The sequence below is a fragment of the Hyphococcus aureus genome, assembly GCF_042643165.1.
In the GTDB taxonomy this organism is placed as follows: Bacteria; Pseudomonadota; Alphaproteobacteria; order Caulobacterales; family Parvularculaceae; genus Hyphococcus; species Hyphococcus aureus.
Genome location: NZ_JBHRSH010000001.1, coordinates 1,231,424 through 1,252,681, shown reverse-complemented (window position 1 = coordinate 1,252,681; position 21,258 = coordinate 1,231,424). Strand labels below are relative to the sequence as shown.

General features: G+C 58.8%; 25 protein-coding genes. 3 read left to right on the top strand and 22 right to left on the bottom strand.

All coding sequences use genetic code 11. The features are described 5' to 3' along the window. Nucleotides 1-2: 2 nt before the first annotated feature. From ACFOOP_RS06075 to ACFOOP_RS06045, 7 genes are all read right to left on the bottom strand, one after another. Nucleotides 3-680 carry a hypothetical protein gene (locus tag ACFOOP_RS06075; RefSeq protein ID WP_379879974.1) on the bottom strand — a complete coding sequence of 226 codons (678 nt, stop codon included), beginning with the start codon at nucleotides 678-680 and terminating at the stop codon, nucleotides 3-5. After that, on the bottom strand, nucleotides 644-958 hold the full coding sequence (locus ACFOOP_RS06070) for a hypothetical protein (protein ID WP_379879972.1): 315 nt from the start codon (nucleotides 956-958) through the stop codon (nucleotides 644-646). Before ACFOOP_RS06070 ends, ACFOOP_RS06075 begins: the two co-directional genes overlap by 37 nt. A gap of 53 nt (nucleotides 959-1,011) precedes the next feature. Next, nucleotides 1,012-1,584: a hypothetical protein gene (locus tag ACFOOP_RS06065; RefSeq protein ID WP_379879971.1), complete on the bottom strand. Its 573-nt coding sequence runs from the start codon at nucleotides 1,582-1,584 to the stop codon at nucleotides 1,012-1,014. 246 nt (nucleotides 1,585-1,830) lie between these two features. Then, nucleotides 1,831-2,793, bottom strand: coding sequence for a malate dehydrogenase (gene mdh, locus ACFOOP_RS06060; protein WP_379879970.1), 963 nt, complete (start codon nucleotides 2,791-2,793; stop codon nucleotides 1,831-1,833). Between the two features lie 147 nt (nucleotides 2,794-2,940). Next, nucleotides 2,941-3,558, bottom strand: coding sequence for a LysE family translocator (locus ACFOOP_RS06055; protein ID WP_379879969.1), 618 nt, complete (start codon nucleotides 3,556-3,558; stop codon nucleotides 2,941-2,943). Nucleotides 3,559-3,562: 4 nt separating this feature from the next. Beyond that, complete coding sequence (locus ACFOOP_RS06050; protein WP_379879968.1) at nucleotides 3,563-4,237, bottom strand: outer membrane protein; 675 nt, start codon at nucleotides 4,235-4,237, stop codon at nucleotides 3,563-3,565. A gap of 101 nt (nucleotides 4,238-4,338) precedes the next feature. Next, nucleotides 4,339-5,790: an alanine/glycine:cation symporter family protein gene (locus ACFOOP_RS06045; protein ID WP_379879967.1), complete on the bottom strand. Its 1,452-nt coding sequence runs from the start codon at nucleotides 5,788-5,790 to the stop codon at nucleotides 4,339-4,341. 253 nt (nucleotides 5,791-6,043) lie between these two features. Here ACFOOP_RS06045 and ACFOOP_RS06040 point away from each other — a divergent pair, with 253 nt between their 5' ends. Continuing rightward, on the top strand, nucleotides 6,044-6,463 hold the full coding sequence (locus tag ACFOOP_RS06040; RefSeq protein ID WP_379879966.1) for a hypothetical protein: 420 nt from the start codon (nucleotides 6,044-6,046) through the stop codon (nucleotides 6,461-6,463). A 266-nt stretch (nucleotides 6,464-6,729) separates the two neighbouring features. Here the strand turns inward: ACFOOP_RS06040 and ACFOOP_RS06035 are convergent, their stop codons facing one another. The 11 genes from ACFOOP_RS06035 to ACFOOP_RS05985 all read right to left on the bottom strand — a co-directional run bounded on the left by ACFOOP_RS06035 (nucleotide 6,730) and on the right by ACFOOP_RS05985 (nucleotide 14,915). Further along, entirely contained in the window at nucleotides 6,730-7,620 is an 891-nt protein-coding gene (locus ACFOOP_RS06035; protein WP_379879965.1) for a DUF4349 domain-containing protein, read from the bottom strand. A 133-nt stretch (nucleotides 7,621-7,753) separates the two neighbouring features. After that, nucleotides 7,754-7,960, bottom strand: coding sequence for a hypothetical protein (locus ACFOOP_RS06030; protein WP_379879964.1), 207 nt, complete (start codon nucleotides 7,958-7,960; stop codon nucleotides 7,754-7,756). Between the two features lie 190 nt (nucleotides 7,961-8,150). Further along, on the bottom strand, nucleotides 8,151-8,537 hold the full coding sequence (rpsP, locus tag ACFOOP_RS06025; protein WP_379879963.1) for a 30S ribosomal protein S16: 387 nt from the start codon (nucleotides 8,535-8,537) through the stop codon (nucleotides 8,151-8,153). A gap of 26 nt (nucleotides 8,538-8,563) precedes the next feature. Then, nucleotides 8,564-9,103 (bottom strand): hypothetical protein, encoded by a 540-nt coding sequence (locus tag ACFOOP_RS06020; RefSeq protein WP_379879962.1) that lies wholly within the window; start codon nucleotides 9,101-9,103, stop codon nucleotides 8,564-8,566. Then, a complete protein-coding gene (gene ffh / locus ACFOOP_RS06015) occupies nucleotides 9,100-10,644 on the bottom strand; it encodes a signal recognition particle protein (protein WP_379879961.1) in 1,545 nt (514 codons plus the stop codon). The genes ACFOOP_RS06020 and ffh overlap by 4 nt, the downstream gene beginning before the upstream one ends. A gap of 13 nt (nucleotides 10,645-10,657) precedes the next feature. Beyond that, complete coding sequence (locus ACFOOP_RS06010) at nucleotides 10,658-10,984, bottom strand: cupin domain-containing protein (protein WP_379879960.1); 327 nt, start codon at nucleotides 10,982-10,984, stop codon at nucleotides 10,658-10,660. 213 nt (nucleotides 10,985-11,197) lie between these two features. Beyond that, nucleotides 11,198-11,557 (bottom strand): hypothetical protein, encoded by a 360-nt coding sequence (locus ACFOOP_RS06005; RefSeq protein ID WP_379879959.1) that lies wholly within the window; start codon nucleotides 11,555-11,557, stop codon nucleotides 11,198-11,200. A 99-nt stretch (nucleotides 11,558-11,656) separates the two neighbouring features. Next, nucleotides 11,657-12,034 (bottom strand): hypothetical protein, encoded by a 378-nt coding sequence (locus ACFOOP_RS06000; protein WP_379879958.1) that lies wholly within the window; start codon nucleotides 12,032-12,034, stop codon nucleotides 11,657-11,659. 101 nt (nucleotides 12,035-12,135) lie between these two features. Further along, nucleotides 12,136-12,531, bottom strand: coding sequence for a hypothetical protein (locus ACFOOP_RS05995; RefSeq protein ID WP_379879957.1), 396 nt, complete (start codon nucleotides 12,529-12,531; stop codon nucleotides 12,136-12,138). A 301-nt stretch (nucleotides 12,532-12,832) separates the two neighbouring features. Then, complete coding sequence (locus ACFOOP_RS05990; protein ID WP_379879956.1) at nucleotides 12,833-13,474, bottom strand: helix-turn-helix domain-containing protein; 642 nt, start codon at nucleotides 13,472-13,474, stop codon at nucleotides 12,833-12,835. Nucleotides 13,475-13,496: 22 nt separating this feature from the next. Continuing rightward, the gene (locus ACFOOP_RS05985; RefSeq protein ID WP_379879955.1) at nucleotides 13,497-14,915 is read right to left on the bottom strand and encodes a dicarboxylate/amino acid:cation symporter; all 1,419 of its coding nucleotides are present in this window, start codon (nucleotides 14,913-14,915) and stop codon (nucleotides 13,497-13,499) included. Nucleotides 14,916-15,025: 110 nt separating this feature from the next. Here ACFOOP_RS05985 and ACFOOP_RS05980 point away from each other — a divergent pair, with 110 nt between their 5' ends. Next, nucleotides 15,026-15,220: a CsbD family protein gene (locus ACFOOP_RS05980; protein ID WP_379879954.1), complete on the top strand. Its 195-nt coding sequence runs from the start codon at nucleotides 15,026-15,028 to the stop codon at nucleotides 15,218-15,220. Between the two features lie 103 nt (nucleotides 15,221-15,323). Here the strand turns inward: ACFOOP_RS05980 and ACFOOP_RS05975 are convergent, their stop codons facing one another. Next, on the bottom strand, nucleotides 15,324-17,429 hold the full coding sequence (locus tag ACFOOP_RS05975) for a prolyl oligopeptidase family serine peptidase (RefSeq protein ID WP_379879953.1): 2,106 nt from the start codon (nucleotides 17,427-17,429) through the stop codon (nucleotides 15,324-15,326). A gap of 201 nt (nucleotides 17,430-17,630) precedes the next feature. On the opposite strand from ACFOOP_RS05975, the gene ACFOOP_RS05970 reads away from it, so the two are divergent. After that, complete coding sequence (locus ACFOOP_RS05970; RefSeq protein WP_379879952.1) at nucleotides 17,631-18,224, top strand: hypothetical protein; 594 nt, start codon at nucleotides 17,631-17,633, stop codon at nucleotides 18,222-18,224. Nucleotides 18,225-18,327: 103 nt separating this feature from the next. On the opposite strand, the gene ACFOOP_RS05965 is transcribed toward ACFOOP_RS05970, so the two are convergent. The 3 genes from ACFOOP_RS05965 to rph all read right to left on the bottom strand — a co-directional run bounded on the left by ACFOOP_RS05965 (nucleotide 18,328) and on the right by rph (nucleotide 21,213). Beyond that, complete coding sequence (locus ACFOOP_RS05965; RefSeq protein ID WP_379879951.1) at nucleotides 18,328-18,867, bottom strand: CC0125/CC1285 family lipoprotein; 540 nt, start codon at nucleotides 18,865-18,867, stop codon at nucleotides 18,328-18,330. A 105-nt stretch (nucleotides 18,868-18,972) separates the two neighbouring features. Next, nucleotides 18,973-20,418: a mechanosensitive ion channel family protein gene (locus tag ACFOOP_RS05960; RefSeq protein ID WP_379879950.1), complete on the bottom strand. Its 1,446-nt coding sequence runs from the start codon at nucleotides 20,416-20,418 to the stop codon at nucleotides 18,973-18,975. Between the two features lie 84 nt (nucleotides 20,419-20,502). After that, entirely contained in the window at nucleotides 20,503-21,213 is a 711-nt protein-coding gene (gene rph / locus ACFOOP_RS05955) for a ribonuclease PH (protein WP_379879949.1), read from the bottom strand. Nucleotides 21,214-21,258 lie beyond the last annotated feature (45 nt).

Below are 21,258 nucleotides of genomic sequence, written 5' to 3'. Positions count from 1 at the left end.
GTTCAGCGGCGCATGTCGCTGACTGTTAACGCCTCGGGCGACGCCTTTTGAGGCTTTAGCTGCGGCGCCGGCGCAAGCTTGAATATCCTATTGAAGCCATCACCCATGCCCTCTGGATGCGCATCCAATGCGGAGGATTGCCGCTCCATCGACACCGGTGTGGCGATGGTTGCGGGGGCGCCGGGCGCGGCGGTCCCCATATGGCCTGACGGTTGCGGCGCCATCGCGCCGCCAAGCCCCGGCGGTAATCCCATACGCAGCAAATCAAGCTCCATGCGCATGCGCGTAATTTCCAATTCATACAGCTTTGTGCAGTCGGGCCGTTTCGGCCGGTCGCCGAGCGGCACAACGATGCGCCCATAGACCGAGGCCGTATCGCGATTATAGACATCCTGCGATCCGATGAGCCCTATGTCGAGATAAGGCCCGCCGCTTCCCACCGCCGACTGGCATGAAACGCCCGCTGCGCCGCGCACGCTGTCAGTTCCGTGCGCAACCGGCGGGGTCGGCAGGTAAACGCTGTTCTGATTGTAAATCGAACTTTGAGACGGCGGAATATAGGACGGGTAAACCGGCGCAAGCTGCGTGTCGGCGCCTTGCGACACCGCCGCGCCTGTCGTCAACAGCCATCCGAAGACAATTGCTATTGTGCGAGTTGAACGATGTCGTATTTTCCGCATACCTCGCCTCTTACTGGCGAGCCGGCGCCGGTTGCAAAAAACTGGGAGGTGACACAAACAAGAATGCGTTTCGACGCAGGCACGTCGCCCCAAACATAAAATGCGCCGGATTCTCCCGGTGGGAGCGAAAAGTTCGGCATCGTCGCCTGCACCCGCGGCACAGGCTGATTCCACTCATCACGCAGCGCCACCGAAAAACGCTGCGGCGTGTTATAAGGATTGGATGCCGTCAGCAGCATCGCGAACTGATGGCTGTAGGTTCGGACCTCCCCCTTCATGGGTGAAAGACCCTGCGCCGTCGCATGCGGGGAAACCAGAAGAACTAAAAAAATCAGGAAGGAACGCATCGCACTGTCACCGGAAGCTGATAGGAGCCAGCCGGGAAAACCCCAGCGCCCCTGGTCGCCGTCGCCCCGACGGAAAGGGTTGTAAGCCCGAGCCCGAGCGCAGAAAGAGCGCCGTCGACAATATCGACAAGGCTGGTCACGCCGGTGGCGCTGACCAACGCCCCATAAGTTACTCCAGTGTCGCCGCCTGCCGGCATGGCGGAAAAGCCTACAGGCGAATCGATTTGTAAATCGAAATCAAGGCTTGTCGTAACCACCGTCGCCGCGCCGCGGGCGCCGCCGGCATTCTCACTGGAAAGGCTGGTATAGGTCGCGTCCGCTGCGAGCGTGCCCGTGCTCAAAATCGCAACGACGCATGTATCGAGGATCAGACCATTAAAAATAACGTCGCCGCTTGTTTGCGCTGAGGCGTTTTCAGTGGAAGAAAACACACAAGCGGCGACGCCTAAGCTATAAAATACTCGACGCAACAGCATCGACACAACTCCCCCTGCCGTCAGCAGGACAAACATATAGTAAAGCTTTCGCCTGTTCCAATCAGCATGCTGCTGCGTCATTTTTTAGCGGCTTGATATTGAGGGGAATATCGTCACCGCCGTTCTTTATGAGGCTGACCTTAGTGGTCACGCGTCACCAAAGCGTTAAGCATAGAATTTTTATGACGTGTACGTAGTAATTTCAGAATGCGAAACCTTTTCTACAAAAAACGCATTCCACATTACGGAACCAATTTTCTATATTTTCGGGATAAACAAAAAGGGCGCCCCAAGGAGCGCCCTTTCATTGCCGTTTTCTCTTTGTTTTTAGCCAAGACTCGGATCCAGCTTGACGCAGGCATCCATCAATTCATGGACAGCAGCCACGGAGCTGTCGAACATCGCTTTTTCATCCTTGTTGAGTTTGACCTCAACAATCCGCTCGCAACCATCCGCGCCGAGCACGATTGGCACGCCAACATAAAGGTCGTTGAGGCCATACTGGCCGGAGAGTTGCGCAGCGCATGGCACGACAAGCTTCTTGTCTTTCAGATAGCATTCGGCCATCTGGATCGCCGACGCCGCCGGCGCATAGTAAGCGGAACCGGTTTTCAGCAGCGCAACGATTTCACCGCCGCCCTTGCGAGTGCGATCGACAATAGCGTCGATCTTCGCCTGCGTCGTCCACCCCATCTCGATAAGATCCGGCAACGGAATGCCCGCAACCGTTGAATAGCGCACCAGCGGCACCATGGTGTCGCCGTGACCGCCGAGAACGAACGCTGTGACGCTTTCAACAGAAACGTTGAATTCTTCGGCAAGGAAGTAACGGAAACGCGCGCTATCGAGAATGCCCGCCATGCCGACGACTTTGTTCGCGGGCAGGCCGGAGAATTTTTGCAGCGCCCAGACCATGGCGTCGAGCGGATTGGTGATGCAGATGACAAGAGCATTCGGCGCATGGGTCTTGATGCCTTCGCCAACGGATTTCATCACTTTCAGGTTGATGCCGAGAAGGTCGTCGCGGCTCATGCCGGGCTTGCGGGCGACGCCTGCGGTGACGATGCAAACATCGGCGCCGGCGATATCCTTGTAATCCTGTGAGCCCTTCAGATGGCTGTCATAGCCGTCAATCGGCGAGCTTTCGGCAATATCGAGCCCTTTGCCTTCGGGGATGCCTTCGGCGATATCGAACAAAACAACGTCGCCAAGTTCTTTCTGGGCGGCGAGATGGGCGAGCGTGCCGCCGATCATGCCGGCGCCGATAAGGGCGATTTTCTTGCGGGCCATGGGTATCTCCTTGAAAACGGGCGCGATTGCCGCGCGGAATAAGATCTTCGGCGCGTGGTCTAGCGCAAGGCGCCCCGGTTTTGAAGGCGGCCGATGCGCCCAGCATCAGTTTTCTTGAAAGACCCGCGCGCCGGTGGACGGGCCAGCCTATTTACGAGAGAGCGCGAGCCCGGCGGCGGCGGCGATCAAAACCCCGCCGGAGATCCGATTGCCCCAGCGGCCGAGGCGCGCGAAGAGCGGGCGGGCGCGGTCGGCGGCGAGCGCCCAGCCGGAATCGATCGTGATGCTGACCGCAAAGAAGGTCGCCGCGAGCAGCGCAAGCTGCGGCAGGGCCGGAGCATCTGCTGAAACGAATAAGGGGAAAAACGCCGCGTAGAAAATCAGCGGCTTCGGATTGAAGAGCGCAACGAAAAACCCTTCGGTGAAAAGCCGCTGGGGCGATTTCGCCGTTGGCGCGGAGAAATCATCGGGCGCTAGCGCCGAACGGTCGCGCAGGGTTTTCACCCCGAGATAGAGAAGATAGGCGGCGCCCAGCCATTTGATCCAGTAGAGCGCCTCGCCGAGATGGGCGAGCAAGGTCGACAGGCCGAAACACACAAGCAGCATGTGAAGAATGCACGATGTCGATGTGCCGGCGATGATCCAGAAGGCGGCCTTGACGCCCCAGCGCATGCTCGTCGCCGTAACCAGCGCCACGATGGGCCCCGGCGTCAAGATCAACAGCGCCGTCGCAGCCACAAAGGCGAGATAAAGCTGAAGCGTCATGATGCTAGAAGCGCCGGCGTAAAGACACCATCACCGAGGAGGCCTGATAGCGGTCATCCGCGACAACGAAATCAATTCGGTCGGAGAACTCAAGATCGTTGGTGCGCAAATAAATATATTCAAAATCGGCTGAAAAACCGGTTCCCATTTCAAGCGAAACGCCCGCACGTCCCTGCAACGCCAGCGCAGCATCGCGCTCATCAAATTGATTGGTGACAAAGGCGCCGCCAACGCCGCCGCCGACAAACGGCGTCAAAGGCGATGAATTTGCGAAATCGAAAAAGAAATTGGTCATCAGGAGATGCGCTTTCATCTCTCCGTCAACCTCGGAAACAATCCCGTCGAAAAGTCCGCCGACCTGCGTCAGCGTATCCTCCGGGCTCGAAGCGTAGCGGTATTCCAGCTCTGTACGGATGCCGTCTGCATAATCAAAACCAAGCGCCGCTGCGAAGGTTTTCCCGGTTCCGTAATCCGTGACATCCTCGTTTGGAGGCGTCAGGGCAAAAACGACGCCGGGATAGGCGAACTCGCGCTCCCGCTCCCCCAGAAACGTCGCGCCAACACCGAGGCGGATATAGGCCCCGTCCTTTGCAGGCTCATCCTGCGCACTAGCGCCACCGGAAATCGATAGGGCTGCGAGCCCTGCAATGACGGAATGGAAAGCAAATCCGTTTTTCACTCTGACGCTCCTCAACTCTCTCACGGCCAGAATAGACGCACCCGGCCTGTGAGCCAAGCCGGGCGCGCGTCACCTTGTTTTGATCGCCTTTCGGCGACTGTTTATCCCTTCGCTTTTTCGGCTTTCTCTCGCTCGAAATAGTCTTTGGTGAGCTTCGCCACCAGCGGCGACAGGACCAGAAGCGCGACGAGGTTCGGCGCCGCCATCAGGCCGGTCAGCGTGTCGGCGATGAGCCAGAACATGTTGACGACATTGGTCACGCCGCCCTCCTCCAGCATCAGGACGAAAGCGCCGAGGAAGGTCACGACAATCCAGCTGATGCGGAACGGCGTGATGATCTTTTCCCCAAACAGAAACTCCGCACAGCGTTCGCCATAATAGCTCCAGCCGAGAATGGTGGTGAAGCCGAACAGGGCAAGGCCAATGGTGACGACGTGAACGCCAATGCCCGGCAGGGCCTGGTTGAAGGCGGTGACGGTCAGCGGCGCGCCGGTCTCGCATCCAGCCGGCAACAGAACGAGGGACTCGCGCACGAAAGGCGCACAGGCGTCGGGAATGATGCCCGCGGTCAGGATGACCAGCGCCGTAATCGAGCAGACAATGATGGTGTCGATGAAGGTGCCGAGCATGGCGATCACGCCCTGGTTCACCGGGTCCTTGTTTTTCGCGGCGGCGTGGGCGATCGGGGCGGAACCCTGACCCGCCTCGTTTGAAAAGATGCCGCGCGCGACGCCTTTTTGCATGGCGAGCAGCAAGACGCCGCCGACAATGCCGCCCTTGGCGGCGTCATAGCCGAACGCGCTTGAGAAAATCGACGCGAAGGCTGCGGGCACATGCTCAACATTGATGCCGACAACGATCAGACCGGCAATGAGATAGGCTGCCGCCATGGTCGGGACGAGCCCGCTGGCGACCGTTGCAATACGCTGAATGCCGCCAAGGATGACGGCTGCGGCGCCGCCCGCCAGGACGAGGCCGGAAATCCAGGGCGCAATCGAATAGCTGTTATTGAGCGCATCGGCGATGGAGTTCGCCTGGATCGAGGCGCCAGTGCCCCAGGCCGCGAGAATGCCGAACAGCGCAAAGACAGCGCCGAGCCATGCCCATTTCTTCCCCATGCCGTTCTTGATGTAATACATCGGCCCACCGACGTGGCGGCCTTCGGAATCGACTTCGCGGAATTTCACAGCGAGCACGCCCTCGGCGTATTTCGACGCCATCCCCACCAGCGCCGTCATCCACATCCAGAACACCGCGCCCGGCCCGCCGATAGCGATGGCCACGGCGACGCCCGCGATATTGCCGGTCCCGATGGTGGAGGAGAGCGCCGTCATCAGCGCGCCGAAAGGCGATACGTCGCCATCTTCGCCCGCATGGCGACGGCGGCCGTGAACAAGCTGGATGAAGGCGTAGGGCAGCCGCCGGATCGGCATGAAGCCAAGGCGCAGCATCAAATAGAGCCCGGTGCCGAGCAGCAACAGCAACACCGGCGGATAGGGAATGCTGTCAGAGCCCCAGACCAGAGAATTCGTCAATGTAATGAAATCAATCACGTAGGCTTACCCCTGTTCGCGCCGCCCCGCTTCGGCGCTTGGTTAAATTGCGCTGGAGAGTAGGCGGGCCCGCCCCCAAGGAGCAAGGAAAAGCTCGCCATCGCCAATTACGGCGGATTTGGCCCCAATCAAGGCGATTTTGCGAACCAAAACAAGGTTGTGACGCCCGTCACAGGCGCCGGAAAGCTCTCCGCCTATGGTTAAGCCCAATGAGGCGGCGCCACTGGCCGCTTCAGGGAAACGGGAGAGGGAAATGAGCAACCGGACGATTTACATGAGTATCATCGCGTTCACCGCCGCCGCTGCAGTAAACGCCAACGCGCCCGCAAAAGCCGAAATTCGCGGCTATGCAACCTTGTCGGAACTGATCCAGGAAGACCTTGATGTTGAACAGGATGAGTTCACGCTGGCGCTGACGACGCGCACAGCGGCGAAAATCAACGCCCGCATGGCGAAGCTCGATAATGTCTTCGGCCCGCTGGTCGCTTTTGACGATGCGCCGGAGGCGATCATCGAAACCGCCCGTCACGACCTGACCATCGGTCTCAATGCGCGGGTTCTTGCGAGCGCCGAATTCGAAGTCGCCAAAGATGCGGCGAATATTGAAAACCCGTTCAATCCGCATTTGCCGATGCCGACGGGGATTGTCGCCTTCGCCAGCGAGGAGCGCTGAAAAACGGTTCTCTCTTCCCGGAGAGGCGGCCCTTGCACAGGCGGGCGGTTGTTCAGGGAGAGCAAAGCTAAAGCAGATTGCGCCTAGAGGGGGTGCGGCTGGGGAGCCAAAACCCGGGGGAGAAGAAAGCGGGACGTGCGGCCCAAATCCGGGCGGCATTGTTGGGGGACACCTCGCTTTCTGAAGGATGGCCCTGAAGGCGGCGCTGCGTATCGCGCCCGCCCTTCGGGGCCATCTCTTCATGCAGAGGCGCCGGTCCCTGTTTTCTAGGCTCTTTTTGTGCGGCGCCCGCGCCACCAGGCGCGCAGGACAAACAGAACTCCCATGGCGATTAAAAAGAACGGCCAGGCGCGGGCGACGAAATTCACCGCAGCCGCCAGTGAGGCGATCGAGGTTCTGAAAAAGCTCTTGAACGCCTCCGCCAGCGGTTTGAAAGCGCCGGTCGAGGTTTCAGGATCGCTTTCATAGGAAATCGACAGCGCCGACATATCGACCCGCGCCCTGGCGGCGGCGCGCTGCGCCGTCATGGAATCGATTTCGCCCTGCACGTCAGCCAGCGCACGTTCCGCCGCAAGAATATCGGACAAACTTCCGTCGCGGGTTTCCAGCAATTGCCGGATGCGGTCGCGCAAGGCCAGCTTGGCTGAAAGCCGCGCCTCGATATCCACAAGATACGCCGTCAGATCCTCCGTGTTCACATTATCAGAGGTGACGCGCCCGCCCGCTTTATCCGCGTCCGCCGCAATCTCTGTCCGGAAAGTTGTGAGCCAGTCCGGCGCGGCGCGCAGATTGAGATAGGCCGACACATGATCCTCACCCCACGAACTGACTGAAGAGCCGAGCACCTGACAAAGCTTTGGCCCGGCGTCCATGCAGGCTTTTTCGTGCGCTGATTTTAGCGGCGCCACAGCCTCTTTCGGCGCCTTCACTCCCATGGAGTAGGAGTAGGCGAGCATAAGACCAGCCTGTTCGCCCGGCTCAGGCGCCGGTGACGGCTCACTAGGCGCCATGCCCCTCGCCGGCGCGCTTTCTGCGCGTTCCATGGCGACGCCGCCCATTGAAGAAGGCGCAGCGTCATATTCGGGCCCGCCGCCGCCATCACAGGCGGCCAGCGCGAGCGCCGCTAAGCCCAGTAAAATCCGTTTCCGTCCCGTCATTTTTCGACCCTTTCGTTAGATCCGCCTCTCTTTAGCATAGAACCAAAAGCGGCGGCTGCAGGGCGCACAAGAAAAAAGCGCACCTGCGTTGAGGCGCGCTTTTCAGATTTCGCGTGGCGTAAAAGCCGGGAGCTTAATCGCGATCATCATCAACGGCGTCGGCCGGACCTCTGGTCTCGGGATCGCCATCATAGGCTTCTTCTAGCGGATCAAATTCGCCGTCATTTTCAGTGGCTTCATCATAACCGATGGCCCCGGCGCCGGCGGCGGCGCCCAAAAGGCAACCGGAAAGCGACGTCGACATCATCATCAGGGCCATAAGGCCTGCAAGTTTTTTCATGTCCATTCTCCTTCATGCGCCGCGCAGCAAGCAACGGCGCAAGGCCGCGAAGCGCCCGGCAAGTAACGCTCACGGAGGAACAAACAGGCGCGCCGCGGCAAAGTTCCGGCACATGACGAAACCTCAACAAAAAGCCCGCCCGGCAATGCGCCGGGCGGGCTTTTCGAAGAATTTTTCAGGCCGTGCTGTTTTACTCGGCGGCGGCTTCTTCCGCCGGGGCTTCGGCTGGCGCGTTCGCAGCGGCTTCTTTTTCAGCCTTTTCCGTTGCGCGTTCCTGCGCCTTCTGGCCCGGCTTGCCCTTGTTCGGGTTGTCGCCATGCTCCCATTTCACGAGACCGTTCACCGCGAAAAAGCGGGCGACGCGGTCGGTCGCTTTCGCGCCTTTGGAAAGCCAGTATTTGGCGCGTTCCTCATCATACTGAACGCGCTTTTCATCGTCGCGCGCGAGCAGCGGATTGTAGGTGCCGATCTTTTCGATGAAGCGGCCGTCACGCGGATTACGCGAGTCGGCGACGACGATTGAGTAGAACGGACGTTTCTTGGCGCCACCACGGGCCAGTCTGATTTTCAACGACATGTTGGTCTTCCTTCTGTTGTTCGGAATTAGTCTGACAACTTCAATAGAAGTTGCGTCTCGTTTTGTGGGTTGAACCAATAGCAATCAGCGCCTTCATAATATGATTGGACGCAAATATATGGCTTCCCTAATTGCCGGACTGCTTCGTACTCTTCGCGCGGAAGCGCCGGAATTTCATCAAAAAGGTCGTAGATATCTTGCGGAGCTTTCCATGGTTCAAGATCACGCGTCGAATGGGGCCCGAGCATTTCCCAAATCTGCTCAGCTATTTTATGCGCTTCCCGGTTATCGATGCCAGAGGCATCCACAGCAGTTAGCGCAGGAAGCGCAACCTCATGCGAGAAGACTTTCTGGAAGCCTTCTGCAAAAATCGACAGCTGAGCTACAGCTGATGCGCAGTCTTCTCCCGTTAGCGTAAGAATAACATTATCTTCCGCCTCTAAACTCGTGAATGCGATTTCCTGCACATACAAAAAGTCACATCGATCTTCGTCGTTTCCCAATGCCTCGCCACCAAAGAACAAACTGAATAAAGCGAAGGTTACTGCTTTTGATAATTTCGTCATTTCTTCTTCCCCGGCAAGCCGCCCACCCCCGGCGGCATGGCGCCCTTTCCGGAGAGCGCCTTTTCGATGGCGTCAAAGTCGAGATCGTCCGCTGACGGAGCGTTGCCGCTCTTGCCGCCCTTGGCTTGTTCCAGAAGCGCCGCCGCATCGGGCCCGCCACCGCCGCCGAGCATGCCGCCCAAGCCACCGCCCCCGCCCATGCCTGCCATTTGCGCGGCAAGGCCTTTCATGCCGCCCTTGCCCATCTTCTTCATCATGTCCGCCATCTGGCGGTGCGCTTTCAACAGCTTGTTCACTTCCTGAACGGAGGTGCCGGAGCCCGCGGCGACGCGTTTTTTCCGCTTGGCGTTCATCAAAGCGGGCTTTTTGCGCTCGGCCTTGGTCATGGAAGAGATGATCGCTTCCTGATGGATGACTTCCTTGTCATCGAGGCCGCCGGCCTGATCGACCATCTTCTTCATCTTGCCCATGCCGGGCAGCATGCCGAGGATCGCGCCCATGCCGCCCATCTTGCGCATCTGTTTGAACTGGTCGGCGAGGTCGTTCATGTCGAACTCGCCCTTGGCCATGCGCTTGGCGGCTTTTTCAGCCTGGGCCGCATCCATTTCCTCGGATGCTTTTTCAACCAGCGAAACGATGTCGCCCATGCCGAGAATGCGGCCGGCCATGCGTTTGGGCTCAAAGCCTTCCAGCGCGTCGAGCTTTTCACCGACGCCGACAAATTTGATCGGCGCCCCGGTGACCGCGCGCATGGAAAGCGCCGCGCCGCCGCGCGCATCGCCGTCGATCCGGGTCATGACAACGCCGGTGACAGATACACGCTCTTTGAATTTCTCCGCCGTCGTCACCGCGTCCTGACCGGTGAGGGCGTCAACGACGAGCAGCGTTTCAATCGGCTTCGTCGCCAGGTGAATATCGGCGATTTCGGTCATCAACTGTTCGTCGATGGAAAGACGCCCGGCGGTGTCGAGCATCACGACGTCATAACCGCCGAGCTTGCCCGCCTCGATGGCGCGGTTGGCGATATCGCGTGGGCTTTGCCCGGCGATGATCGGCAGGGTTTTGACATCCGCCTGCTCACCGAGAATGGCGAGTTGCTCCTGCGCAGCCGGGCGGCGGGTGTCGAGCGAGGCCATCAGGACTTTTTTCTTCTCGCGCTTCTGGAGCCGGAGGGCGATCTTCGCGGTCGAGGTCGTCTTACCCGAACCCTGCAGGCCGACCATCATGATCACCGCAGGGGGCGTCGTTGCGAAGGAAAGGCCGCTTTCGGCCTCCTCCCCGCCGAGCATGTCGACCAGCGCGTCATGAACGATCTTGACGACCTGCTGGCCTGGCGTCACGGAGCGCAGGACTTCGGCGCCGACAGCGCGTTCCTTGACCTTGGCGATGAAATCCTTGGCAACCGGCAGCGCGACGTCAGCTTCGAGCAGCGCAACGCGCACTTCGCGCAAGGCCTCGTTGACGTCTTTTTCTTCCAGGGCTCCTTTTCCGCGGAGCCCTTCGAAGATTGCGCCTAAGCGATCACTTAAAGAATCAAACATCAATTCGCTCTTTTCACTTCACGTCGTCATCGATGAGGAACAGGACCGCGCGTTGCGTCAGCGCGCGCGGCCGGTGCCGGTCGGTCTCGCCATGGGGGATCGTGAGCGCATCGCCCGCCGAGAGACGCACGGTCTTCGCGTCAAACTCGATCTCAAGCTCACCCTCCACCACAAGACCCAGATGACCGGTCTCGCACCAGTCAGGGTGGTGAGAGGCGGGTGTGAGTTCAAGGAGGCGGAAAATCTTGCCGCCGCGCGCCACGCGTTTCAGCCGGGCCGACCCGCCAAGGGCTGGCTCCCAGTCCGTTTCCGCAAAGGCGACGCGATAATCCAACGCCAAGTCCTTCTTTCCAAACGCAGTTCGCGCGAAGACGCGCATAACGCCAATTGCCGCCGCGAGAGCATTACTCTGGCGGCGGGACATCCCCGGCCTCGTCCCATTTTCTTGATTGGGGGTCGTGCCGGCAGACGCGGGAAAGGTCAGTTTTCCCTGAATGCGCGGGGATATAGGCGATCAGCTGCGGGATAGCAAGGCGGGCCTAGCCCGCCCCGATTATGCGCCAGGCCCGAAAATACCTGGAAACATAAGCGCCAGAACCAGCACAATCAGGAGATAGGCCACGAACGCGCCGATCCCCGTGAGGACCGCCAAGGCGTATTTCGCCGGCCCCGGCAGTGACCCCCGCATGATCTGGATGTTGATGGCGCAGGCCCCGCCGCCGCAGGCGCCGCCGATAAACCCGCCCACGAAGATAAGAATGAGCGGCCAGAGGCAGGCGATTTTCTGGGGCAGCGTCAGGCCGGCCATTTGGGAAAGCGGATCTTTGCCTTTCCCGGAAGGCTTGCCCGAGCTTTCTTTGAGGGGAACACTCTGATCCCCTGGCTGGCGTTTTCCGAAACTGTTTTCGGGCATCGTCCCCTCCTCAGCTTTAGAGCGTCGAGCCTGACTTTCAGTGGTTGAAACGCCTTTAATCCGGCGAGACATTTTAGCGGGAGCTGGAGCCGGTGCGGCCTAAAACCACTTCCGCCATTTTCCGATATTGCGGTCGAAAACGCCCATCAATCCGCCGTCGGAATATTTGTCGAGGATTTTGAGAATGCCCAGGCCCCACATCGTGGCGACGATCAGACTGAACACAATGTTCGACGCGGCGAGCGAGAAATAATAAGTCGCCGCAAGCGTGTCCCGAAAGAAAAACCGGCCCAACAGGTGCCAGCTATTGATGACGAAATACAGGAAGTAATAAATGAAAAATGTTCGGTGGATGAAAGCGCCGTTGAGACTCTTTGTGTGCCAGAACTGCCAGAACAGCACCATGCCAAGAATCGCAACGGGCGCAATCAGATTGACGGACGCATTCTTCAAAAACGCGTAAAAGGTATTATCCAAGACCCAATTGATGGCGATAACTGTCGACGCCAGCTTGAGGTTCCTGGACCCCGAAAAGTAGCATAGGGCGACCCCGAAAAACAGGAACGCCCCAAAGCGCGCTACGACAATCCACTCATTAGCAGAGATGCGATCACCTCCGGCGGATTTTCTTTCGGTGTGCCGCCAGCCTGCAAAAATACGAACGCCCCCTTCTGGGCGAGCGCTTCGATTGCATTGTGACCTTTGGAAACTGCCTCGGCAAGGTTCATTAACCAGGCGTTTGCGTCATTCGTCGCAAATGCGGCGCTTTCCACCTCAGCCGCATATTGCATGAGCGAAGCATCGCCCATTTTTTCAGCAACGCTGGCCGCCGCCGCCGTCACAGCCGCGACGCCCGCGATCAACGGCGCCTTGTCCAGGGGCTTACCCGAAGCTTTGGCTTCAGCAGCCTTTGTAAGGGATTTTTCAAAACGAAGCAGCGCGATTTGCTCGCTGCGCAGATCTTTATTTTTCATGGGCTTCTCCACTGCCGGCCCTGCGCCGGGGTGGAGAAAGAAGACAACTTCTGGCTTAAACTGCAGTTAAGTGCGGAGACCGTTTTGGTTAAGAAAAAATTAACGCTGCGCCCGCAACGCCAGCGCGCAGAGGGGGAGAAAACTCTTCCCTGCGGCGCAGCCATTTGTTAAGGATGCCGGATCATCCAACGCGCCGGGGCAAACGAGACGGGGGACCACTTGGAGGACGACGACCGCAAGCGAGCGGAAACGCTATATCAGCGTTTGCTGGATGTTTTTCCGAAAAGGAAAAGCAGCAATATTATTCCATTTCCGGGGGCCGCGCGCGCTCGTCAATCTGCGAAAACGCAACAATCATCGACATTGCCCCTTGAAGGGCCGCATCGAGGCGCTCCTGGAAATCCGGCGGCGGATCGTCAAAGCAGGATTGAAGGATTGCTAAAGCGGTTATTTGAAGACCTTTCGAAAGACGACTGAGCGCCTTTTCATCAAGCATTCCCGGCGCCGGCTTTTCCAACCCTGACATTTCGGGATTCGATTTTTCCAGCGTCGATGGCTGCGCGCCGCCCTGCACAAAGGCAATAAGACTGCACACGGCCTCTGCAAGGTCGTCTTCTGTAATCTTCTCCGCCAGCTTCAATCCGCAAGTTTTCGCTGCGATCGCAAGAATGCCGTAACGCACGCTAAGGGGACAGACCGAGGCGCGGTCAGCGTCGGGGCGCGGCACGGATGATACAATCGCCTGAATGTCCGCATCCGGATCAAGCACAGCTTCAGGAGGAATGCCAAGCGCGCCGCTGACGACATCGATCCATGCGTCTGTAAGCGCACGCTCGCCTGATTCCAGCCGCGGCAAGTATTCAGGATAAACACCGATCAGCCGCGAAAATTCGCGGGGCGTGAACAGGAAACCAAGACGCAGACGTTTTATATTGTTGGCCATGGCGCGGCTTCCTGTGTGCCTTTTAGTTGGAGCTTCTCTGTCGGAACACCTCTTCATCAAGCTCGCCTTCCCACTTGGCGACCGTGACAGCAACGGTTGCGTCGCCAGTCACATTCACGACTGTGCGCATCATATCCAAAAGGCGGTCGAATGGAAAAATGAACCCGACGATAATAGCCGTGTGCTCGGGCGTCACGTCAAACACTTGCAGCACTGTCGCAAGGAGAAACAGAGAAGCCGACGGAATGCCCGCAGTGCCGATCGAAACGAGCGCCGCGGTCAAGGCGATCAAGCCATAATGATGCGGCTCCAATGAATAGCCAAAGGCCTGCGCCGTGAACAGCGCCACAATGCCAAGATAGAGCGCAGTCCCGTCCATATTGATCGTCGCGCCCAGCGGCAGGACCGAGCCGGCGATCGATTTCTTGACCCCGAGATTTTCGGTGACGTTGGAGATCGTGACCGGCAGCGTCGCCGACGAAGATGACGTCGAATAGGCCACCATCTGCGCATCGAGAATGCCGCGGAAAAAATTGACGAAAGGAAGCTTGAGACCAAACTTGACAATCGCGCCATAGACGACCGCCATATGGATAAAGCAGCCAAGATAGACCGCGATAACAAGCCAGAATATCGCTGTGAATGTTTCAAGACCGCGCGTGCCGGCGACCCAGGCGATCAGGGCGAACACGCCAAAGGGCGCAATCTCCATGATGAGATGCGTCACCCCCAGAACCTTGTCTGAAGCGTAAGTGAAAAACCGCATCGCCGGGCCATCGTCTCCGGGCTCAAACAGGAACGTGATACCGATAACAAGCGACACGAAAATCAGGAAAAGAATATCCATCGACGCCATCGCGATCCCGAGCGCGAACAGTGCGATGAAAATCATCGCAACGACTGGGCGCTTGACGCCGCCTTCCTCAACACGGCGGGTCAGCCAGATCGCAGCAAGGATAAGCAACCCGGCGATAACAAGCGTCATCGGGTCGCCCGCCATGATGTTTTCGAAAGGGTTTTTCGTCGCCATACCGACAATACGGTCCAGAAATCCGCCGGCGTCAGCGCTGATCACCCGGGGTTCGGCGGCGCCAAGCTCGACGCCCTTGCCGGGGCGAAAAATCGTGCCCATGGCGAGGCCGATGGTGTTGGCGAAGAACGTCGTCAACAAATAGAGCACTAAGGTTTTGAGACCGATGGTGCCGAGTTTTTTCGGGTCGCCCAGCGCCAGCACGCCAGCGACGAGCGTGAAAAAGATCAATGGAATAATGACGAGGCGGATGGCGGCGATAAATATATCGCCCACGATTTTTATCTCGGTCAGAAGCTTCTCACCGGCCTCCGGCGCCATGGTCTGCGACACGGCAAGACCAAAGATTACACCGAGGATAAGCCCCAGAAAAACCCGTTTCCAAAGTTTGACGCCAAACCACCAGGACATGCGCCCTCCATTTCATGCACGCGCAACTTTAGGCTTGTTTCCCGTCAAAAGGGAACGGTGCGCGCAGTTTGTGTGTTCGATTGATGAGCAACAGGAAAGGAGCTCCCATCATGAATTCGGACGAACTGAAAGGCAAATGGAACCAGCTTAAAGGCTCGGCGAAAGCCCAGTGGGGCAAGCTCACCGACGATGAGCTGACGGAAATTGAAGGCAATCAGGACAAGCTTGTCGGCAAAATTCAGGAAAAATACGGGGTCGCCCGCGAAGAAGCCGAAAAGCAGGTCGAGAACTGGCGCGCGGCCTGAACCGGCGCCCTCGCCTCATCGATAATTCTGTATTACGAAAAAGCCGCCCCCGACAGGGGCGGCTTTGCCTTTGAAAACTGGGCGCCTTGAAAGCGCGCGGCGCTTACTCCCCGGCGCCCATGAGCATGCGGGCGAAATACACCCATTCAAGCGCGGTCCGGTGCGCAAGCTGTTCCTGATTGGCGGTGCCGCCATGGCCGCCTTCTATGTTTTCGTAGTAGAAGAAATCATAGCCGAGATCAGACATTTTCGCCGCCGCCTTACGGGCGTGCCCGGGATGAACGCGGTCATCCTTGGTGGAGGTGTAGAACAGCACCTTGGGGTAAGGCTCGCCCGCCTTCAGAAGCTGATAGGGCGAGTATTTGGAAATATACGCCCACTCCTCCGGAATATCGGGATTGCCATATTCGCCCATCCATGACGCGCCAGCGAGCAGTTTGTTATAGCGCTTCATATCTAGCAGCGGCACGCCGATATCGATCGCCGCATAAAGGTCCGGACGCTGGGTCAGCATCGCGCCCATCAGCAAGCCGCCATTCGAGCGGCCGATCGCGCCAAGCTTTTCAGGGCTCGTGACCCCCGTCGCAATCAGGTCTTCGGAGATCGCAATAAAGTCATCAAACCCGCGCTGACGGTTTTCCTTCAGCGCCGCCTGATGCCAGCGGGGCCCGTATTCCGAACCGCCGCGAATATTCGAAAGCACAAGAATCCCGCCGCGCTTCACCCACATCAGACCGGCTAGGGCGCCATGCTGGGGCCGCGACGGATCTTCGTAATAGACTGGCAGGATCGGCACGAGAAACCCGCCATAGCCATACTGCACCGTCGGCGCGTCGCCTTGTTTCAGAACAGAATCGAGCCCCATGATGTAATAGGGAACCTTTGTGCCGTCAGCGGATGTTGCAAAGCGCTGTTCGACGACAACGCCTGTGGCGTCAAAAAACGCCGGTGTTTCAGCGATTTTTTCAACTTTATTGCCGGCCGTGACATAATAAAGCGAGTCCGGCGTCGTCATGCTCTCAAATGAGAACATGGCGTCATCGGTCCCGCCGCCGGCGGACACGACAGAGACAACGCCATTCTCGGGAAGCGCAATGGACTTCGCTTTCCACTTGCCTTTTTTGGAACGCGCCACGCGCACCGCCGCGCCGGAAACATCGTCGAGATATTGGATGATGATATCGGACTTTCCGATTTCGACATCTTCCACCGATTGATTGGCGGATGCTTCGAACACCGTTTCCACCGAACCATCAGCGAGACCATAAGCGACCACCGCGCCCTGGCCATGGGTTTCGTCTTCATGCGTCCAGTCTTCACGCAAGGTGAAGATCGCGCGCCCGTCCAGCATACCCTGATAATCAGCGTTAAGCGGCAGCGGGAGTTTTTCAAATCCCTCCGTACCCGGCGCATAAAAATATTCCGACTCAAAGAAAGTGACGGCGCGATTGATGATGACATGGGCCGCGTTGTCTTCATGCTCGACCGTCGTGAATTCGGCGACGTCTCCCTCTTCTCCTTCAAAGATCACCGGCGCATCTGCAACGGCGTCTCCGCGCTCCAACAATTGCACCGTCCTTGGATATCCCGATGAGGTGAGCGAGCCCTCGCCGGTGTCCGTGCCGATCAGGAGCGTGTCCTCATCGAACCAGGCGACGTTCGACTTGGCTTCTCCAAGCGAAAAGCCGTCTTCGAGAAAAGCTTTCTCCGCCGTGTTGAATTCGCGCCAATATCCGGCGTCCTTACCGCCGTCGGAAAGCTCGACCATGCAGTGGACATAGGCGGGGGAAAGGCAGGAAATGGAGCCGAGTATCCAGTTGCGCTCTTCAGCCGCGGCGAAAGCGTCAACATCGAGCACCGTTTCCCATTCCGGGTCGCCCGCCCGGTAGCTCTCCACGCTGGCGCGGCGCCAGAGCCCGCGTTTGTGGTCGTCATCCTGCCAGAAATTATAGACCTGTCCCGCGTGGACCTGCCCCAGCGCCAGCCGCGCGTCAGAGGTCATCACCGACAAGGCTTCGCTGTACATGGCCTCAAACCGGGGATCGCTTTCCAGATCCTCAAGCGAGCGCTTGTTCTGCCCACGGACCCAGTCCAGGGCCTTTTCCCCCTCAACATTCTCCAGCCAGAGATAAGGGTCCGCCGCTTCGGCGGCGGCGGCCGAGCTCAAGGCAAGCAGCGCTGCGGCGGCGCAGGTGAGTTTGATCATCATGTTATGAAGCTCCACGTCCGGATGGGGAAAATCGGTCGGTTTACCATATAAGCCTCTGGCCAACCTGAAAACCGCAACGCCGACGAAGCGAGGGTTTTGCGGGATGAATAAAATTGCAGCTTACTCATTAGAAAAGGTTTTGGGGCTGGCCGCTAATTTGCAACGCGGCGGAGCAAACAGGCAATTCGGGACAACTCTACGATGTTTAAGAATGACTCACGGCGCTATCAGCGGATCAGCCTCAATCTGCCGGCGCGAATTGTAATTAACGCCACGGACGAATTTGAGGGCCGCCTCCTCAATATGTCCCCCGGCGACATGGCGCTGATTTCGGGCGCCAAAGTGGTCGTGGGCGACGCCGCCGTCATTCATATTGACGGGTTGGACGTTATTGAAAGCACGGTCGCGCGAACCTTTCCCGACGGCTTTGCAACCTCGTTCATTTTGTCCAAGCGCCGCCGCAATCTGTTGATCGAACAGCTTATGCTGAAGGCCAATCCGGAATTCGCGGACGGTCTCGGCGACCGCCGTTCGACGCTGCGCCATCGCGACAACGGCTCACGCGCCTCTTGCCGCCTTGCTGACGGCGCGTCCTTGTTTGTGACCATTGTGGATACGTCAGTGAACGGTGTGTCCGTTGAAGCCCGCCGCCGCCCGCCGATCGGGTCTTCGATTCATATCGGCCGCCGCCGCGGCGTCATTGTGCGCCATACGCCGCGCGGGTTCGTCGTTGTTTATGACGGCGTAGCAGCCGAAACGGCGGAAGAACAAAAACCCGTTCTTCGCGCCGTCTGAACCAAGCCGGCTTAGATCCGGGTATTAAAAGACCGCGCGTTTCATATGAAACGCACGGTTTTCATATTTGTCGGCGGCGGCGCCGGTTTGCCGAAAACCGGCTCTAGTTTGCAGGCCCAAGAACATAGGGGCCGAGATTATTCATGACTTCTCTTGCGCTGAACGCGTTCGGGTTATCGGCGGGTTTCTCGCCGCGATACATCACCACGAAAGCAACCGCGGAATAGCGCGTCACTTCGCGCGTATAGCTGTCATAGGGCGCGCCCCAGCCAAAGCCATAGGCGTAATAGGGAAAGCCGTAATAGGGCCGGTAGAACGGATGGCCGTAACCGTAACGGCCGTAAAACGCCGGCTCCGTTGTGGTGCGATAGCTGGTGCTGGTTTCGGTGTCGTTCTCAACCGCGATGAAATAATCATAGCCGAGATCAACGGTCAGCTCCGCCGCGCGATATAAAAGCGCGTTCTCAACGGTTTCCCGCGCCGTAACCGAATTGCCGCGGAAGGTGATGCGAAAACGATTGTCTTCAATGCGTTGGTCCGAAAATCCATAACCGCCGCCCTGCGAGGCGGGTCCGTATGGCGTTGCGGTCGCACAGGCGACAACGAGTAGCGCAAGCGCGCCCGTAGTGATCATTCGAAACATGGCGTATCTCCCGGCGTGACAGCCCAACTGGCGAGGGTCTCGCCCCCAGGAACTAATATAGTCTTTCAACAGCCATAGCCGCAACGGCGTTCCCCTGCGGCGAAATCAGTCCTCACGAGAGTTTGAGATGGCTTCCGCCTTGGTCTCCGAGGTGATTTTGAGCCCCTGTGGCGCGGATTTGATGTGAATGTCGCGCTGCGGGAAGGGCACTTCAACGCCCATTTCATGAAGCATGTCCCAGATCGCCATCATCACGTCAGAGCGCACATTGGCCGATCCGTTGGCCGGATCATTGATCCAGAAACGCAGATCGAAATTGATCGAATTATCCCCGAACTCCATGAGGTTACAGCGCGGCGAAGGGGTCTTCAGAACCCGGTCGACGGTGAGCGCGCGCTCCTCTGCGGCGCGAGCGAGCCCCCGGACATCGCGGGTGTCATAAGACACGCCGAAAGGCGCATGGAGGCGCACAACGCGGTCATCGTGAGACCAGTTGACGACGCCTTCCTCGATGAATTTGTCGTTTGGAACGAGATGCGATGTCCCGTCCCGCGTCCGCAAGGTCACATAGCGGGCGTTCATGGCCGTCACCCAGCCATAGGAATCGTCAATCTCGATCACATCGCCCGGCTTGATGGACTTGTCAGCGATCAGAGTGAAGCCGGCGAAGAAGTTCGACACCGTGCGCTGCATGCCAAGACCGATGCCGAGACCGACCGCGCCGCCAAAGATGGCGAGCGTTGCAAACGGAAATCCGACAATCTGCAACGCAGCGACCAGCGCCACGATCGGCAGCAGCACATCGAGGATTTTTGACAGAAGCGCCTTGAAGGAGACCGTCAGCTCATCAATCGCGTTGATGCGGCCCTGAATGAGGTGGTTCAAAAACCGCGCGCCCCAGAACAGAACGCCAAAAACCGCCAACGTGCGCAGCAGATCGAGCGCGGAAAAGGCTTGCTCGACGCCGTTTTCATCCGAACCGATGGGAATGGAAAAGGCTTCGAGCTGGCGCACGACATCGTCGAGCACGCCGAACGCATCCAGCGCCATGACCGGCCAGATCACATAAAAAGCGACCCGCGACCAGAAAGGCGAGCGAATGACGAGCGTCACCAGCCGCACCACGATCCACGCGGTGAGGAGGCTGACGGCGGCCGAGATCAGTCCCGTGGAGCTGTTCGCGGTCTGAAGCGCGATCACGGCGATCTGCAAAACCACATAAAGCGCAATCGGCGTCGCAAGATGAGCGAAGGCATTGGCCGCCCGCCGCAAGATGCCGTAAGGCGCGCGCGGCGCGATCTGGGTCTGGATCAGCTTCCTGAGGCGCGGGCCGAAAAACGCCGCGGGCACGACCGCCGCCAACAGGATCGCCGCTTCGATTGCGACGCCTACGGTCAGCATGTTGCTTTGAAGCCCGTCCCAAAAATCCGAGAGCCGCTCACGGATAGTGTCGACGCCGCCTTCGATCACGGACTCATCTGCTGGCGCGTCTTGCGGCGGCTCAGGCGGCGGTTGCGCGGCGGCTTCCTCTACCGGTTGCGGATCTTGCATCGTCTCTTTCGGAAAAAGGAACGGGAGGTCGAAGAGAGTCTATCAGCTTCGAATGGCCGCGCAACTGCGCGGCCAGCCGAGAACCTAAGCGGCGATCTCCGCTTGTTTCGCTGAAAGCTCCGCACAACCGGCCTTCGCAAGCGCGAGCAGCGCCGCAAACTGGTCGTCCGTAAACGGATCGCCTTCCGCAGTCGCCTGCAGTTCAACAAGGCCGCCGGACCCGGTGATCACGAAATTGGCGTCCGCCTGTGCGGTTGAATCTTCGTCATAATCAAGATCAAGCGCGGGCGCCCCGGCGACAAGCCCGCAGGAAATCGCCGCCACGCGGTCGCGGATCGGACTGGATTTGATAATCCCCTGACTGACGGCCCATTCACAGGCCTGATTCATGGCGATCCAGGCGCCGGTGATCGAGGCCGTGCGGGTGCCGCCGTCGGCCTGAATGACGTCGCAGTCAATCAGGATCTGGCGTTCGCCCAGCGCCTTCAGATCGACGACAGCGCGCAAGCTGCGTCCGATGAGGCGCTGAATTTCCTGCGTGCGGCCTGACTGTCCGTTCTTCGCTTCGCGGCGCATGCGCTCACCCGTGGAGCGCGGCAGCATGCCGTATTCCGCCGTCACCCAGCCGCGACCGCCGCCGCGAAGCCAAGGCGGCGTGGTTTCATCCCAGCTTGCGGTGCAAAGCACATGAGTGTCCCCGAATTTGACCAGACAGGAGCCTTCGGCGTGTTTTCCAACACCGGTTTCGAGGGAGACGGCGCGAAGCTCGTTAAAGGCGCGGCCTGAAGGTCTCATGAAAGTCTCCGTTACTGGACTGTTACTCGGGCGAGACTTCCTAGC